Here is a 15,120-nt window from a genome sequence, read left to right as displayed (position 1 = left end):
TCTTGGCCCTCGCCTTCGCCTCGGCCTTGTCGGCCTTGGAGGGCTTCGCCGCCTTGGCCGGTGACCCTGACTTCGCCTTCTCGCCCTTGGCGGCCTTGGACCCCTTCGCGTTCTCGGCGGCCTCGGCCGCCCCCGCCGGCTTCCTGCTGTCCTTCTTGGCCACCGCTACCTACCTCGATCCGTCGACTCCATACGATCCTCCACCACAACGCGGTGGACCGCGATGTGGCGAAAGACCAGGCCGGGCGGGCCGGAAGGCGGTGCGGGCGGGTCATAAGGCAGTGCGGATCACTGCCATGGACCCGTCACCGCGAAGGTGGTCCCGGGCGTGTACGCGTTCACGTACATCGTCCGGGCGTCCGGGGAGAAGGTGACCCCGGCGAACTCGCCCCACTCCGGCGCTCCCGGCTTCCCGATGTCGTCGGCGTTGCGGGCCATCGGGTAGACCTCTCCGCCGGGGGTCACGCCGAAGACGTACTGCGCGCCGCCGCCGTCCTCGCACACCATCAGTCCGCCGTCGGGGGCCAGGCAGATGTTGTCGGGGGAGTCGCCGGGCAGCTGGATGTCGGCGGCCGGGCCGAAGACCACGTCCAGCCGGAGCCGCGCGCGCAGCGGGTCGTAGAACCACACCTGGCCGTGGTGGTCGGCCGGGGAGCCCTCACTGGTGCGGGAGTAGCTGGAGACGAAGTGGACGCCGCCGTCGCCCCAGTAGCAGCCCTCCAGCTTCTGGGCGTGGGTGATCCCGCCCGGGCCGAAGTCCTGGAGCCGGATCGGAGTCCTGGACGCGGACGGGTCCGGTACGGGCACCCACTCCACCGGGAACTCGGCCCCGGGCTCGTCCACCACCGAGAGGTTCGCCAGGCCGGGGACCCGCAGGGCCTCCAGCGCGCCGCCTGCGCGCAGGGACCCGGGGCCGCCGAGGGGGCGGGCGGGCAGGAACCGGTAGAAGAGCCCGAAGGGTTCGACGAAGGCGTCCTCCGTCTCGTAGACCACACCGCGGTACGGGTCCACGGCGACGGCCTCGTGCGCGAAGCGGCCCATCGCGGTGAGCGGGACGGCGCCGGAGCGGTGCGGGTCGGCGGGGTCGACCTCGAAGACGTAGCCGTGGTCGCGGGTGTAGCCGGCGGTGCCGGCCCGGTCCTCGGTCTCCTCGCAGGACAGCCAGGTGTTCCAGGGAGTACGGCCGCCCGCGCAGTTGACGGCGGTGCCGGCGAGGGCGACCCGCTCGGCGGTGACGTGACCGGCCGGGTCCAGGTCGAGGAGGGTGCAGCCGCCGAGGGCGTGCGGATCGTAGGTGAGCCCCTCGACGGGAGGGACCCGCAGGGGCGCGGTGGTGCGGTTCTCGTGGTTGCGCACCAGCCGGACGCGGCCCCGCCCGGCGTCGAAGGCGGCCATGCCGTCGCAGTTGCCGGGCACGGTGCCCTCGCCCGAGCGCAGCGGGTCGCCGGCGCGCGAGAGGACGCGGTACGTGAACCCGGCGGGCAGATCGAGCAGTCCGGCGGGGTCGGCCACGAGCGGGCCGTAGCCGCGGGCGGCGACGGGGGCGGCCGTACGGGTACCCGTACCCCTGTTCGTACCCGGGCCGTTGCCGCGCGAGGCCGTGCCCGCGCCCGCCCCCGACCCGGCTCCGGCGAAGAGGACGCCGAGCGACCCGGCGAAGGAGACGGAGGCGGCCGCGATCAGGCTGCGTCGGCTGAGGTTCATCGGTGGCTCCGGGTGCGGGACGGTCGTGTCGGGCCCGTGGTACCACGGGCACCCCGCCCTCCCCGGCGCGCCGCGCGGAGCCGGACCCGGCCGGGCGGGCCGGGGCTCGCCCGGGCGGGACCCGTCGGGCCGCCCGGGCGGAGCGCGGGGTTAGACCAGCGTCGCGGAGAGGGTGATGGTCGTGCCCGTCAGCGCCTGGCTGACCGGGCAGTTCTTCTTGGCGTCCTCGGCGGCGGCGGCGAAGCCCTCGGCGTCCAGGCCCGGCACCTCAGCGACCACGGTGAGGTGGATGCCGGTGATGCCCTCGCCCGGCTGGAACGTCACATCGGCCTTGGTCTCCACCCGGGTGGGCGGGGTACCGGCACCGTCGAGACCGTGCGAGAGGGCCATCGAGTAGCAGCTCGAGTGCGCGGCGGCGATCAGCTCTTCCGGGCTGGTCTTGCCGTTGGCGGCCTCGGCGCGCGAGGGCCAGGAGACGTCGAACGAGCCCTGGCCCGAGGAGTCGAGGGAGACGACGCCGGAACCCTTGAGGAGGTTGCCCTCCCAGTTGGTGTGGGCGGTACGCGTGGTGGCCATGGTGGATCCCTTCGCAGAAGTGGAAACGGCCGGCCCGCGGAACGGGCCGGCGTCCCCAAACCTACTGGGACACCAGGGGCTTCGCGTCGCGTGCCAGCGCGGTGAGCCGGGAGATGGCGCGGAAGTACTTCTTGCGGTAGCCGCCGTTCAGCATCTCGTCACTGAACAGCCGGTCGAAGGCGACGCCCGCGGCCAGGACCGGGACCTCCCGGTCGTACAGCCGGTCGGCCAGGACCACCAGCCGCAGCGCCGTCGACTGGTCCGGGACCGGGCCGACATCGGTGAGGCAGACGGCCGATATGCCGTCGGTCAGGGCCCCGTACCGGCTGGGGTGGACCCGCGCCAGGTGCTCCAGCAGCCCGGGGAAATCGTCGAGGCTCGCGCCCTCGGTGGCGTACGCGGCCTTCGTCACCTGCTCCTCCGAGAACGGTGCGGGAGCCTCCGGCAGGCCGCGGTGGCGGTAGTCCTGGCCGTCGATGCGCAGCGGGCGGAAGTGCGCGGACAGCCCCTGGATCTCCCGCAGGAAGTCGGCGGCGGCGAAGCGGCCCTCGCCGAGCTTGCCGGGCAGGGTGTTGGAGGTGGCGGCCAGGGCCACGCCCTGCTCCACCAGGCGGCTGAGCAGGGAGGAGACGAGGACGGTGTCGCCCGGGTCGTCGAGCTCGAACTCGTCGATGCACAGCAGGCGGTGTCCGCCGAGGGTCTGCACGGTCTGCTGGAACCCGAGCGCGCCGACCAGGTTGGTCAGCTCCACGAAGGTGCCGAAGGCCTTGAGCGCGGGCTCGGCCGGGGTGGCGTGCCAGAGGGAGGCGAGCAGGTGGGTCTTGCCCACGCCGTAGCCGCCGTCGAGGTAGACCCCGCGCGGGCCGGTGGGAGCCGGGGCCTTCTTCGAGAACCAGCGCTTCTTGCCCGAGCCGCTCGCGTGCGCCCCGCCGAGGCCCGCGGCGAAGTCCGCGAGGACGGTGACGGCCTCGGACTGGCTGGGCTGGGCCGGGTCCGGGTCGTAGGTGTCGAAGCGCACGGCGTCGAAGCGCGGCGGCGGCACCATCTCGGCCACGAGCCGTTCTGCGGGCACCCGCGGCTCGCGGGCGCACAGGGACTGCGGTCCCGCGTCGGCTATGGGGGGCCGCCCGGAGGCTGACGCTGAGGGCGAGAGAGAGGTTGACACAGCTCTTAACTCTACGGGGCGTGGCACACTGCACCGATGCGACGCCTGTTCCCTGTGACCGATCAGACATCAGCGGACCAGACCGACCGTGAGTGGTCGCTGGACGAACTCGCCGAGGCGTACCAGTACCCCGCGCTCGGCCCGGACGGCCACTGGCTGCGGGCCAACATGGTCTCCACCCTGGACGGCGCGGCCCAGCACGACGGGCGTTCGCAGCCGATCTCCAACGAGACGGACATGCGGATCTTCGGCACCCTGCGGGCCCTGGCCGATGTGGTCGTCGTCGGCGCGGAAACGGTTCGCCAGGAGGGCTACCGCCCCGCACGGGCCCGGGAGGCCTTCGCCGCCCGCCGCGCGGCGGCCGGCCAGGGGCCCGCGGCCGTCATCGCCGTGGTCTCCGCGAGCCTGGACCTGGACTTCTCGCTGCCGCTCTTCACCTCCCCGCTGACGCCCACCCTGCTGCTCACGGGTGCCACCGCCCCCGCCGACCGGGTCGCCGAGGCCGCCAAGGCCGGGGCGCAGGTGGTGGTGGCCGGCGACGGGGCGGGCGTGGATCCGGCCCGGGCCGTACGGGAGCTCGCGGACCGGGGGCTGCGCCGCCAGCTCACCGAGGGCGGGCCCCGGCTGCTGGGCCAGTTCGTGGCCGCGGACGCGCTGGACGAGCTGTGCCTGACGATCTCGCCGATGCTCACGGCGGGTGACGCCCAGCGGATCTCCGGGGGGCCGTCCGTCACGGTTCCGCACCGGCTCGCACCGGCCTGCCTGCTGGAAGAGGCCGGGTTTCTCTTCACGCGTTACCGTCGGATCTGAAGAGAGGCGGAATTTGTCGTTCCGCTTAGCTTCCGCTGGGCACAGTAGTGGGCAGGTATAACCGCGCAGGCCCCGTGCGACAGCGGGGCAGGATGGTTTCCGCAGGGGCCGGCCGGCCGGTCTCGGCCCACGAAGGAGAGGGCGTCCGTGTTCACGAGCGTATTGATGATCGAGCAGCCGCTGACCCCCGTCGACGTGGACTTCGTCACCACCCTCCACGGAGACGAGCAGGTCTCCTTCATCGTCCTCATGCAGCCCCGCGGCGACCGGGACCGGCTGCTGCGCGCCATCGACGACGTAGCGCTCGGTGAGCTTCCCGAGGCCATTCACGAGGGCGAGGAGCCGGAGGGCGACGCCGCCCGCGGCCCGGCCGAACTGGCGATCCAGCACTCCCTGGCCTCGCTGCGGGCCAAGGGGGCCAAGGCCGTCGGCCAGATCGTCGAAGAGCACCCGCTCGACAAGCTGAAGGCGGTGGTGGCCGAGACCAACGCCGACGAGGTGATCGTGCTGACCGCCCCGCACTACGTCGAGGAGTTCTTCCACCGGGACTGGGCCTCGCGGGCGCGCCACAAGGTCGGCGTTCCGGTGCTCAAGCTCTTCGCCCACAAGGAATAGGGTGGGGTCGGCCGGACCGCGGATCCCGGTGTCCCCGTGTCCGCGCACCGGCTGCCGTACGTACGCACTCGATCCTGGAGCTACCTGAATGAAGCCCGGCCTGCCGACCGCCATGGAACGGCCCCACTTCATCGGCATCGGCGGCGCCGGCATGTCCGGCATCGCGAAGATCCTGGCCCAGCGCGGCGCCAAGGTGGCCGGCAGCGACGCCCGTGACTCCGAGACCGCCCAGGCGCTGCGCGCCCACGGCGCCACGGTCCACATCGGGCACGCCGCCGGGCACCTCGCCGACGACGCCACCTGCGTGGTCGTCTCCAGCGCCATCCGCGCCGACAACCCGGAGCTGGCCCGCGCCGCCGAGCTCGGCATCCCCGTCGTGCACCGCTCCGACGCCCTGGCCGGGCTGATGGACGGTCTGCGGCCGATCGCCGTCGCCGGTACCCACGGCAAGACCACCACCACCTCGATGCTGGCCGTCTCCCTCTCGGCGCTGGGCCTCGACCCCTCGTACGCCATCGGCGGCGACCTGGACGCCCCCGGATCCAACGCCCACCACGGCGAGGGCGACATCTTCGTGGCCGAGGCCGACGAGAGCGACCGCAGCTTCCACAAGTACACCCCGCAGGTCGCGATCATCCTCAACGCCGAGCTCGACCACCACGCGAACTACGCGTCGATGGAAGAGATCTACGCGTCCTTCGAGACCTTCGTCGGCAAGATCCCGGCCGGCGGCACCCTGGTCATCGCCCACGGCCAGGCCGGCGCGGCCGAGATCGCCGGGCGGGTCTCCGGCAACCCCGGCCTGAAGGTCGTCACGTACGGCGAGGAGCCCACCGCCGACGTCCGGATCACCAAGATCACCCCGCGCGGGCTGACCAGCGAGGTCACCGTCGTCGTCGACGGCCGGATGCTCACCTTCACCGTCTCCGTGCCCGGCCGCCACTACGCGCACAACGCCGTCGCGGCCCTCGCCGCCGGCGTCGCGCTCGGCATCCCGGCGCACAACCTGGCCTCCGCCCTCGGCAAGTACACCGGGGTCAAGCGCCGCCTCCAGCTCAAGGGCGAGGCCGCCGGGGTCCAGGTCATCGACTCCTACGCCCACCACCCCACCGAGATGACCGCCGACCTGGAGGCCATCCGCGGCGCCGCCGGGGACTCCCGCATCCTGGTCGTCTTCCAGCCCCACCTCTTCTCCCGCACCCAGGAGCTCGGCACGGAGATGGGCCGGGCCCTCGCCCTCGCCGACGCCTCGGTCGTCCTCGACATCTACCCGGCCCGCGAGGACCCGATCCCGGGGATCACCAGCGAGATCATCATCGACGCCGCCCGCGCCGCCGGGGCCGACGTCACCCCCGAGCACTCCAAGGAAGCCGTCGCCGACGTCATCGCGGGAATGGCCAAGCCCGGCGATCTCGTTCTCACCATGGGTGCGGGCGACGTCACGGACCTGGGGCCGGCCATCCTGGCCCGTCTGTCGAACTGACGGCTCTGGGAAGAGCGGGAACACGGGAGAACAGTCATGTCGTACGAGGTAGAGAAGACGGACGAGCAGTGGCAGGCGGAGCTGACCCCGTCCGAGTACCAGGTGCTGCGCCTCGCCGGGACCGAGCCCGCCTTCCGCGGTGAGTACACGGACACCAAGACGGAGGGCGTCTACAGCTGTCGCGCCTGCGGCTCCGAGCTCTTCCGCTCCACGGAGAAGTTCGAGTCGCACTGCGGCTGGCCGTCCTTCTACGACCCGAAGGACTCCGACGCGGTCGAACTGAAGGCGGACGTCACCCACGGCATGGTCCGCACCGAGGTCCTGTGCGCGAAGTGCGGCTCCCACCTGGGCCACGTCTTCGAAGGCGAGGGCTACCCGACCCCCACGGACCAGCGGTACTGCATCAACAGCATCTCCCTGCGGCTCACCCCGGCGGCAGCCGCCGAGGGCTGACCGGACCGACGGACCGACGGACCGACGGAACGACGGACCGACGGAACGACGGACCCGCTCCCTGCCGGGAGCGGGTCCGTGCGTTTCAGCCCGCGTCGGCCCGGTTCAGCGCAGCAGGCCAACCCGTTCGGCGAGCCGGGCGGGGGTCATGCGTGCTCGCGCCGCATGTGGTCGTCGATGGTGCCGATGAGCTCGCGCAGCCGGTCGCGGGTGCCCCAGGAGAGGTGTCCCGCGAGGCAGAGCTCGCCGGGGAACAGCACGAGGGCGCGCTGCGCCTCCGTGGTGAGGGCGACGGCGTGATCGGCGCAGTACGGATGCTCGGCGGTCACGCGCCTGCGGACGACGTCCGCGAACGGGAGGTCCCCCTCGTCCATGAGGACGGCGTCCAGCCCGAAGAGGTGGGGGAACGCCTGGAGGAATTCCCAGCCCGCCATCGGCAGCTCGTCGTACTCGGGCGCCGGCTCGCGGTCGAGCGTCCGCACCAGTTCGGCGAGCGTGCGCAGATAGTCGGCGGGATCCATTCCGGCCGCGGCCCGGGTCACCTTTTCCCTGAATTCCGGCGGGAAGGGCGCCAGGGTGCCGGATTGTGCGACGCGATCCGCGGTGAAATCCAGTACGCCGGCCACGACGCGGACCGGGCAGTTCCACTGGGCGGTCCAGTCCTTGCCGACCACCCGGACGTAGCGCCGGATCTCGTCGTCCAGGGAGAGCTTTCCGCCCGAGTCCTGGACCGAGAGGGCGAGATCGACGAGCCGGAGCGCCGGGCCGCCGGTGAACAGCGCCGCAGGGGACGGCTGCACGTGATCCACCTTTCCGGGGTCCGTTGTGCGGCATGGCGGTGAGCACGGTGAAAGGGGGAACCAGGCCGTCCTTGCGGATGAGCCTCACCTGCACCCGGTTCTCGTCGGTGGCCTGTGCGTTCATCCCGTCCGGATCGTAGTCGCCGGCTCACCCGCGCAGGGTGGCGAGGTGGTCCGGCAGGGTCCGGTGCGGGCTCCAGCCCTGGGCCAGGGCCCGGGTCAGGTCCAGGACCACCGGGTGCGCGAGCTGGTCCACCGCATAGCGGCTCAGCAGCGGTTCGCGCGTGGGCAGGGCTTCCGCGGCCCTGGCCGCGAGGGCCGCCAGGGCCGGCGGGAGGTGGCGTACGCGGGCGCGGACCCCGTGGGCCCGCAGGACCTCGGCGACGGCCTCGTCGCGCCGGTACGGGAGGGCGTCCGCGATGTTGTACGCGCCCGCGGGCCAGGCGGCAGCCGCCAGGCAGGCCGCGGCCAGGTTCTCCACCGCCGTCAGGCTGAGCGGGACGTCCGGGCCCGGCAGGAACAGGGTCCCGGCGCGGACCCGGGAGAGCAGCCGGGGCAGGAGCTGGGTGTCGCCGGGGCCGTACACGGCGCGCGGGCGCAGCACCACCGCGCCGGCGGCCAGCGCCAGGGCCTCGCCGGCTGCCTTCGTACGGCCGTAGGCGTTCAGGTGCCCCGCGACCGGGTGGTCCTCGCGGACGAGCGTGCGGTCCCGGCGGGGGTCGTACACGCTGGCGCTGCTGACCCACACCACCGGGCGGCCGCCCGCCGCCCGCACCAGCCGTTCGGTGCCGGTCACGTTGACGGCATGCATGACGGCCTCGGCGGGGGAGCCCGGGGCCGGATCGCCGACCGCCGCCGCGCAGTGCACGACGAGGTCCACACCGGAGAGGTCCGGCTCCCCGAGGGACGCGTCCCAGAAGCGGTGTTCCCCGAGCGGGCCCGGCCTGCGGCCCACGCAGACCACGTGGGCCCCGGCCGCCGCCGCGGCGCGGGCGACGTGCCCGCCGCAGAAGCCGCTCGCGCCCGTGACGGCGATCCGGGTCCCGGCCGCGGCGGACGGCCTACGGGATGTCATGCCGCCGCCCGTACGACCAGCGAACGCCACCCGGGCAGGGCGGCCCGGCGGTCCACCCGGGCCCGGGTCACGACCGGCCGGTGCGGAGCCAGCGCCGCCAGTACGCCGGCCAGTTGCTCCTGCGCCAGGCGGGCGCCGGGGCAGGCGTGCGGCCCGGCGCCGAAGACCAGGCGGGCCGTGCCCGGCCCGTCGGGGCGGTGCCCGTCGGGGTCCCGCAGGTGGGCCCCGGCCGCGTGCCGGGCCACCAGGAGCAGCCGGTCCCCGGCCCGGACCGGGCAGCCCCCGACCGAGCCGCCGGCCGCGGCCACCCGGGGGAGGAGCGGGGAGGCCGCCGTCACGCGCAGCAGTTCACCGGCCAGCGCGGGGCACAGCTCCGGGTCCGCCGCCTGGTCCCACAACCCCGCGTCGGCGCACCAGGCCACGGCCCGGGGCAGCGCCGCGACAGTGGTGTTGACGGCCGCGACCGCCAGCATCGCCGCCCGGGCGTCCGCCCCCGGCCCCAGGAGCACGCGCAGCCGCTCGGCGGCGCGGACCGCGGCCGCCTCGGCGCCGGGGCGGGGCGGGCCGGGGAGGTGGCTGCGCACGGAGGCCGCCGCGGCCTCGGCGGCGGCCTGAGCGAGGGCGAGCGGGCAGCCGGGGGAGCCTCCCGCGGATCCGGATCCGGATCCGGAGCCGTCGCCGGGGCCCAGCAGGGCGTACACCACCGAGCCGGCCAGTTCCCGGGCCAGCGGGACCAGGTCCACCGAGCCGCCGAGCGACAGCGGCGCGAGCCGCCGCAGGAGCAACGGGTGCCAGGCCGCCCGCAGTTCCCGGGTCCCGGCCGCGCCGAGCAGCTCGGCGAGCTCCCGCCGGGCCGTCCGGTGGCCGGAGCCCTCCTGGTCGAAGAGCACGCCCTCCACCCGGGCGGCCCGGGCCGCACCGCCCGTGGTGCCGGGCGCGGTGCGGTCCAGCGGCAGCCGGGTCAGCGCCTCCCGGTAGGCCGCCGTGCCGTGGACGAGCAGGGTGCCGCGCCCGAGCCGGCGCACGGGCCGCCCGCGGGTGGCGGCGAGTAGCGCGAACAGGAACGGGTGCGAGCGCAGGTAGACCCGCCGGTCCCGGCGGCGGGCTCGGGCCCCGGCCGCCGTGCGGGTCCGGGTACGGGTGCGGCGGGTGCGGATCGGGTCGGTGGTCATCGGACGTGTGCCTCCGTGGTGTCGGCGGGCCGGTAGCGCCGGTCCCAGTACCAGAGCAGGGTGCGGCGCGCGCCCCAACTCCGCAGCCTGCGCAGGCTGTTCTGCACCACCAGATGCTCCGCACGGACGATCCGGTCGCTGTGCTCGCGGGCCCGGTTCAGCAGGGCCACGTCCTCGGACCGCTCGTGCAGCGGTACCCGGAGGGTTCCGCCGCAGCGCAGGTAGAGGCCGGCGGTGATGCCCAGGTTGTGGCCGTGGCACAGGACGTACGGGGTGCGGTAGCGCGGGTGCCGGTGGGCGGGCCGGTAGCGGCCGTAGAGCGAGGTGAGCCGGATCAGCGCCGGCAGCAGCCGGGCTTCGAGGAGGCCGGGCCCCTCGTCGCGGCGCGGCACGCTGCGGCCGCACAGCATGTCGGCGCCCCGCCCGAACTCCGCCTTCGCGACGGCCGTCCAGTCCGGGGCGGGCAGGCAGTCGGCGTCGGTGCGCAGCAGGTGGGTGGCGCCGGCGGCGATGGCGTGGCGGAAACCCGTGTCGGCGGCGGTTCCGGCGCCGGGCCGCGCCTCCGCGACGAGCTCGACGGGGAAGGGCGCCGAGCGCGCGAAGTCCCGTACGGCCAGGGCGGTTCCGTCGGTGGAGGCGTTGTCCACGACCACGAGGGTGAATCCGGTGTCGTGCTGCGCGGCGAGCGCGGCCAGGGCCGCCCCGATGGCCGCCGCCTCGTTGTACGCGGGCACGACCACCCACAGGTTCGTCAACGCGATGCTCCTTCAGGTGAGTTGGTGGTGGCGGCCCAGGAGGCCGCGCGGAGCAGGACCCGGGCGCACAGGCCGCACCAGACGAGGAGTCCGATCAGCGGCCCGGCCCGGTGGTAGAGCTCGCCGTGCAGGGCGGCGGTCGCGGCGGCGTAGGGGCCCGCGGCGAGGAGGAGCAGCCGGCAGGCCAGCGCGGCCGCCAGCGCCGGACCCGCGACGGCGCCCGGGCGGGGCCTGCCGGGTGCCGGGCGCGGGGCGAGCCACAGCACGGCCGAGAACAGCGCCCACAGCGCGGGGACGGTCAGGGCCGGGCCGCCCGCCGTCACCACGACGGCGACGGCACTGCCCGCGAGGCACAGTGCGGCCGCTCCCGCGATGTCGCGGGCCGCGTCGCGCACCGGGTTTCCGCTGCCCGCGTTCTGCCCGCACATGGCCCGGACGCCCGTGCGCAGGGCCCGGGTCGTCCGCACCACCGACCAGCCGAGGGTGAGGGCGAGCAGCGGCCGCCAGTGCGGGGCCGCGGTCGGCAGCCGTGCGGCCAGTGGAGCCGCGGCGGCGGGCAGCAGGGCCGCGGCCAGCCCGTCCACAACCCGCCGGACCCCGTCCGCGCCCGCCCCGGCCCGGCCGGCCAGCGAACCGAGCAGCAGGACCGCCGGGGCCGTCCCGACGAACAGGGCGTACGTGAGCGAACCCGCGAGGGCGTCGCCGTTGGCCCGGGTGTAGCGGCGATGGGAGGCCATGACCCGCTCCCGGACGGCCGCGACGCGGGCCCGCCGGGGCGTGCCGGCGGCCAGGGGGACGTGCGATCCCCTCCGGGGGCGGGGTGGGGAGGACGCCCCGACCCGCTCCCGGACGGCGCGAGCGCGGGCCCGCCACGCGGACGGCGCGTCCATCACGGGGCACCCCGTGCGGGGCCGGGGCCCGGGGCGGAGCGGGAGCCCGAGCCGGGGCCGGAGCCGGGGGCGGAGCGGGAGTCCGAGCTGGAGCCGGAGGCGGGGCCGGGGCAGGTGCTGGAGCCAGAGCGGGGGCCGGAGCCGGTGCCCGAGCTGCGGCTGGAGCCGGGGCCGGGGGTCAGGCGGTGGGCCGCCAGGGCTGCCGTTGCCGTGCGGTCCGGTTTGCGGGAGCGGCCCGACAGCGGGATCCGCGCGAACAGCAGGGCGTCGGGCGCGGCCTTGCCCATCCGGCGCAGCGGGCCCGCCAGCGCGGACCGCAGCGCGGACTCGGCGGCGCCGTGGCAGGGCTGGACTACGGCCACGAGCCGCTCGTCGCCGTAGTCGGCGCTGCCATCGGTGCCGGTGCCGCGGCCGTGGCGGTCGCCGCCGTCCGCCGGGATCCCCACGAGCAGCGCCAGCTCCACCCCCGGGACGTGCAGGGACGGTTCGTACAGGCCCGGGTAGATGTTCTCGGCCCGGCGCAGCACCATGTCCTTGGCCCTGCCCTCCAGCACGATCCGGCCCGACCCGTCCAGGCGGCCCCGGTCCCCCGTACGCACCCACGGATCGGGCTCCTCGCCGAGGTAGCGGTGCCGGGCCCCGGGGCCGGCCAGCAGCAGCTGCCCGTCGGCGCCGCACTCGGCGCGCACACCGGGCAGCGGGGCTCCGGCCAGGTCGCCCGGGCCCTCGTGGGCGGCCTTCTCCCGGGACTCCACCGCGGCGGCCGGGAACAGCTCGGTCAGCGCGTACACCCCCCAGGCCTCATCGGCCCCCGACTCCCGCACGCGGCGCAGCAGTTCCGCGCTCGCCGGAGCAGAGCCGGTCCACACCCGGCCGCGGAAGCGGGCGCCCGCCCGCAGCGCGTCCCGGAGCTGCGGCGGGGTCAGGTAGGTGTCCCGGGGTGCCAGCCGGGCCAGTTGGCGGGCCAGGACCCGGGGCGAACGGGCCGGCAGGGCCACGGGGGCGCCGCGCACGAGGGAGGGGACGAGCACGAAGAAGGTACCGCCGAGCACGGGGCCGGCGCCCGCACCGGAGGCCGAACTCTCCCCCGGAGAAGGGGAGAAGAGGGTCGCCACCGTCTCCATCCCGGCGGCCAGACTCGCCCGCGTGTGCACCACGGCCCGGGGCCGCGCGGTGGTCCCGGAGGTGAACACGATGACGGCGTCGGCGTCCCCGCCGCCCGCGAACCGCGCGGGCACCCCGAGCCGCCCCGCATGCCGGTCCAGTGCGGGCGCGCACCCCGGCAGCCGCCGCCCGACCGTGGCCACCGGCGCGCCCAGCCCGGCCAGCTCCGGGAGTTCCAGCCCGGCCGCCCGCCGGGCCAGCGGCCGCGCCCACCCCGCCACCGCCTGCGCGGCGGCGTCGGCCAGTACGAGCGCGGGCCGCGCCGAAGCCAGCCGGGCGCGCAGCACATCGGGTCCGGCTCCCGGGTCCAGGACGGCCCCGCGCAGACCGAGCCGCCACAGCGCGAGCAGCACGGCGAGCGCCCGCGGGCCGGGGCGCACGGCGACTGCGACGGTGTCCCCGGCCCGCAGCCCGCGGGCGTACAGGGCGGCGGCGAACGCGTCGGACAGTTCGGCGAGTTCCCCGCGCGTCGCGGCGGTCCGGGTGGCTCCCGTACGGGTGGCGGTCAGGACGGCGGGCCGCTCGGGGCGGGCGCGCAGGGCGTGGTCGAGGCGGTCCAGCATCAGCGGGGGTCGTCCGTTCCGTGCGGGCCGCTGCCGCGGCCGAGGTACCAGCGGGCCGTGCCGGCGATCCCGTACGCCATCAGCCGGCGCGTGGAGTTCTCCACGACCATGGCCCGGCAGTGGGTGATCCGGTCGGTGTGGCGGCGGACCGCGTTGAGGAAGAGCCGGTCGGTGGGGGAGGGGCGCCGGGGCATCCCGCCGACGGCCAGGTACAGCTCGGCGGTGATGGCCATGTTGTTCCCGGCGTGCATCCGGTACGGGGCGCGGTAGCCGCGGCGCCGCGCGTGCTCGGGCCGCAGCCGGCCGAAGAGCGCGGCGAGCCGTACGAGGACCGCGAACCCGGCCCGCCCCAGGGGGCCGTGCTCGTCGCGGCGGGCCACGATCCGCCCGCACACCAGCCCGGGGCGGCGGGCCAGCGCCGCGCGCGCCGCGCCCGTCCACCCCGGGTGGGGCAGGCAGTCGGCGTCGGTGCGGGCGAGCAGGGTCGCGCCGCGTCCGATCGCGTACCGGAAGCCGGTGTCCACGGCGGAGCCGACGCCCTTCTCGGGTTCCTCGATGACCTCCACCGCGAAGGGGGCGCCCGCCGCGAACTCCCGGGCCACGGCGCCCGTGCGGTCGGCCGAGTCGTTGTCGACGACCAACAGGGTGAAATCCCGGTCCCGTTGGCGGGCGAGCGCGGCGAGGGTGGCGGCGAGCCGGGCCTCCTCCTCGTGCGCGGGGACCACCACCCACAGCCGCCCGGGCGCGCTCACGACTTCTCCCAGACCATCGTCATGATGCTGATCCCGCCGCCGAGCCCGACGAACAACACCCGCTCCCCGCTGCTCAGTTCGCCGAATATCCGGTCGAGCTGCACCCCGATCGTGGCGCTCGCGATGTTGCCGAGCTCGGGCACGGTCACCACCAGCTTTCCGGCCGGCACCCCGGTCAGCTCGGCGAACCGCTCCAGGTACGGCACGGTCACCTGGTGCACGAGCACCTTCGAGAAGCCGTCCCAGTCCATGCCCGTACGGTGCAGGGTCCGGTCGATGACGGCGGTGCCCACCTTCTCGAAGACCCCGCGCAGTTCGTGCCCGTCGCCGCGGAAGTACGTGTACGCGTCCCCGCGCGGGTGGCGCGAGCCGCCGCCCGGTATGCCCCCGACCCGCCAGTGCTCGGAGTGGGTCTCGGTGTCCACGTCGAGGATCCCGCCGCGTTCCACGGGCTCCACGACGACCGCGGCCCCCGCGTCGCCGAAGGTGTAGCCGGCGAAGCCGGCGCGGAACTCGGCGAAGTCGGCGGGCGCCGTCCGCACGGCCCGGCTCGGGGTCTCCCCGGTGACCACCAGGGCCCGCCGGGCCCGGCCGGCGAGGATCATGGCGCGGGCGAGGTCGATGCCGTTGACGAAGCTGTTGCACGCGTTGGTGACGTCCAAGGCGTGCGCCCGCGTGCCGAGTTCCGCCTGCACGATGTGCGCGGTGGCGGGCTCGGCGACGTCACGGGAGGCGGAGGCGAAGAGCAGCAGGTCGATGTCGGCTGCCTCGAGCCCGGCGCGGTCCAGCGCCCGGCGGGCCGCGGCCACCGCGAGCGTGGAGGCGTACACCCCGTCGGCGGCGATCCGGCGGGTGCGGATCCCGGTGGCCTGGGTCAGCAGCCGGGGCGGCAGCGCGATCGCGGCCCGGTCGGCGATCTCGCGCTGGAGCCGGTCGGAGGAGAGGACGTCCGCGGGCAGGACGCCGGCGACGGCGGTGATCCCGGCGCGGGGCCGCGGGTGCGGTACGGATGGCTGATTCGGCATGCCTCCACGATGACGCGCGGGCCGGCCCCGGTCCTGAGTACGGATGCTCAACCCGCCCGCCGGGCCGCGTGAGTACCGGGGACGGCCCGGCCACCGAACGGAGGAGACGATTCCGGAC

Annotated in this window: 15 protein-coding genes; 4 read left to right on the top strand and 11 right to left on the bottom strand. The window is 75.4% G+C overall.

Going from position 1 to position 15,120, the window contains the following annotated elements; all coding sequences use genetic code 11:
* Nucleotides 1–288: 288 nt before the first annotated feature.
* The 3 genes from ACWCP2_RS30630 to zapE form a co-directional block, all read right to left on the bottom strand.
* Nucleotides 289–1,704 (bottom strand): alkaline phosphatase PhoX, encoded by a 1,416-nt coding sequence (locus tag ACWCP2_RS30630; RefSeq protein ID WP_450911810.1) that lies wholly within the window; start codon nt 1,702–1,704, stop codon nt 289–291.
* Nucleotides 1,705–1,854: 150 nt separating this feature from the next.
* Nucleotides 1,855–2,280, bottom strand: coding sequence for an OsmC family protein (locus ACWCP2_RS30625; RefSeq protein ID WP_450911809.1), 426 nt, complete (start codon nt 2,278–2,280; stop codon nt 1,855–1,857).
* 61 nt (nt 2,281–2,341) lie between these two features.
* Nucleotides 2,342–3,445: a cell division protein ZapE gene (zapE, locus tag ACWCP2_RS30620; protein WP_450911808.1), complete on the bottom strand. Its 1,104-nt coding sequence runs from the start codon at nt 3,443–3,445 to the stop codon at nt 2,342–2,344.
* Between the two features lie 36 nt (nt 3,446–3,481).
* Here zapE and ACWCP2_RS30615 point away from each other — a divergent pair, with 36 nt between their 5' ends.
* From ACWCP2_RS30615 to msrB, 4 genes are all read left to right on the top strand, one after another.
* On the top strand, nt 3,482–4,255 hold the full coding sequence (locus ACWCP2_RS30615) for a pyrimidine reductase family protein (protein ID WP_450911807.1): 774 nt from the start codon (nt 3,482–3,484) through the stop codon (nt 4,253–4,255).
* 147 nt (nt 4,256–4,402) lie between these two features.
* On the top strand, nt 4,403–4,870 hold the full coding sequence (locus ACWCP2_RS30610) for an indole-3-glycerol phosphate synthase (protein ID WP_450911806.1): 468 nt from the start codon (nt 4,403–4,405) through the stop codon (nt 4,868–4,870).
* Nucleotides 4,871–4,958: 88 nt separating this feature from the next.
* Nucleotides 4,959–6,353, top strand: coding sequence for a UDP-N-acetylmuramate--L-alanine ligase (gene murC, locus ACWCP2_RS30605; protein WP_450911805.1), 1,395 nt, complete (start codon nt 4,959–4,961; stop codon nt 6,351–6,353).
* A 36-nt stretch (nt 6,354–6,389) separates the two neighbouring features.
* Nucleotides 6,390–6,806, top strand: a complete 417-nt coding sequence (msrB, locus tag ACWCP2_RS30600) for a peptide-methionine (R)-S-oxide reductase MsrB (RefSeq protein ID WP_450911804.1) — start codon at nt 6,390–6,392, stop codon at nt 6,804–6,806.
* A 146-nt stretch (nt 6,807–6,952) separates the two neighbouring features.
* On the opposite strand, the gene ACWCP2_RS30595 is transcribed toward msrB, so the two are convergent.
* The 8 genes from ACWCP2_RS30595 to ACWCP2_RS30560 all read right to left on the bottom strand — a co-directional run bounded on the left by ACWCP2_RS30595 (nt 6,953) and on the right by ACWCP2_RS30560 (nt 15,002).
* Nucleotides 6,953–7,606 (bottom strand): hypothetical protein, encoded by a 654-nt coding sequence (locus tag ACWCP2_RS30595; RefSeq protein ID WP_450911803.1) that lies wholly within the window; start codon nt 7,604–7,606, stop codon nt 6,953–6,955.
* A 148-nt stretch (nt 7,607–7,754) separates the two neighbouring features.
* Nucleotides 7,755–8,681: an NAD-dependent epimerase/dehydratase family protein gene (locus ACWCP2_RS30590; RefSeq protein WP_450911802.1), complete on the bottom strand. Its 927-nt coding sequence runs from the start codon at nt 8,679–8,681 to the stop codon at nt 7,755–7,757.
* Entirely contained in the window at nt 8,678–9,853 is a 1,176-nt protein-coding gene (locus tag ACWCP2_RS30585) for a cytochrome P450 (protein ID WP_450911801.1), read from the bottom strand. Before ACWCP2_RS30585 ends, ACWCP2_RS30590 begins: the two co-directional genes overlap by 4 nt.
* Nucleotides 9,850–10,608: a glycosyltransferase family 2 protein gene (locus ACWCP2_RS30580; protein WP_450911800.1), complete on the bottom strand. Its 759-nt coding sequence runs from the start codon at nt 10,606–10,608 to the stop codon at nt 9,850–9,852. The genes ACWCP2_RS30585 and ACWCP2_RS30580 overlap by 4 nt, the downstream gene beginning before the upstream one ends.
* A complete protein-coding gene (locus ACWCP2_RS30575) occupies nt 10,605–11,345 on the bottom strand; it encodes a YhjD/YihY/BrkB family envelope integrity protein (protein ID WP_450911799.1) in 741 nt (246 codons plus the stop codon). Before ACWCP2_RS30575 ends, ACWCP2_RS30580 begins: the two co-directional genes overlap by 4 nt.
* Before the next feature lie 152 nt (nt 11,346–11,497).
* Nucleotides 11,498–13,225: a class I adenylate-forming enzyme family protein gene (locus ACWCP2_RS30570; protein WP_450911798.1), complete on the bottom strand. Its 1,728-nt coding sequence runs from the start codon at nt 13,223–13,225 to the stop codon at nt 11,498–11,500.
* Entirely contained in the window at nt 13,225–13,977 is a 753-nt protein-coding gene (locus tag ACWCP2_RS30565) for a glycosyltransferase family 2 protein (RefSeq protein ID WP_450911797.1), read from the bottom strand. Before ACWCP2_RS30565 ends, ACWCP2_RS30570 begins: the two co-directional genes overlap by 1 nt.
* Entirely contained in the window at nt 13,974–15,002 is a 1,029-nt protein-coding gene (locus ACWCP2_RS30560) for a 3-oxoacyl-ACP synthase III family protein (RefSeq protein ID WP_450911796.1), read from the bottom strand. The genes ACWCP2_RS30565 and ACWCP2_RS30560 overlap by 4 nt, the downstream gene beginning before the upstream one ends.
* Between the last annotated feature and the right edge of the window lie 118 nt (nt 15,003–15,120).

The sequence above is a fragment of the Streptomyces sp. NPDC002104 genome, from assembly GCF_053593795.1.
The sequence above is the reverse complement of the archived record's forward strand: the minus strand, read 5'-3'. Positions and strand labels throughout refer to the sequence as shown.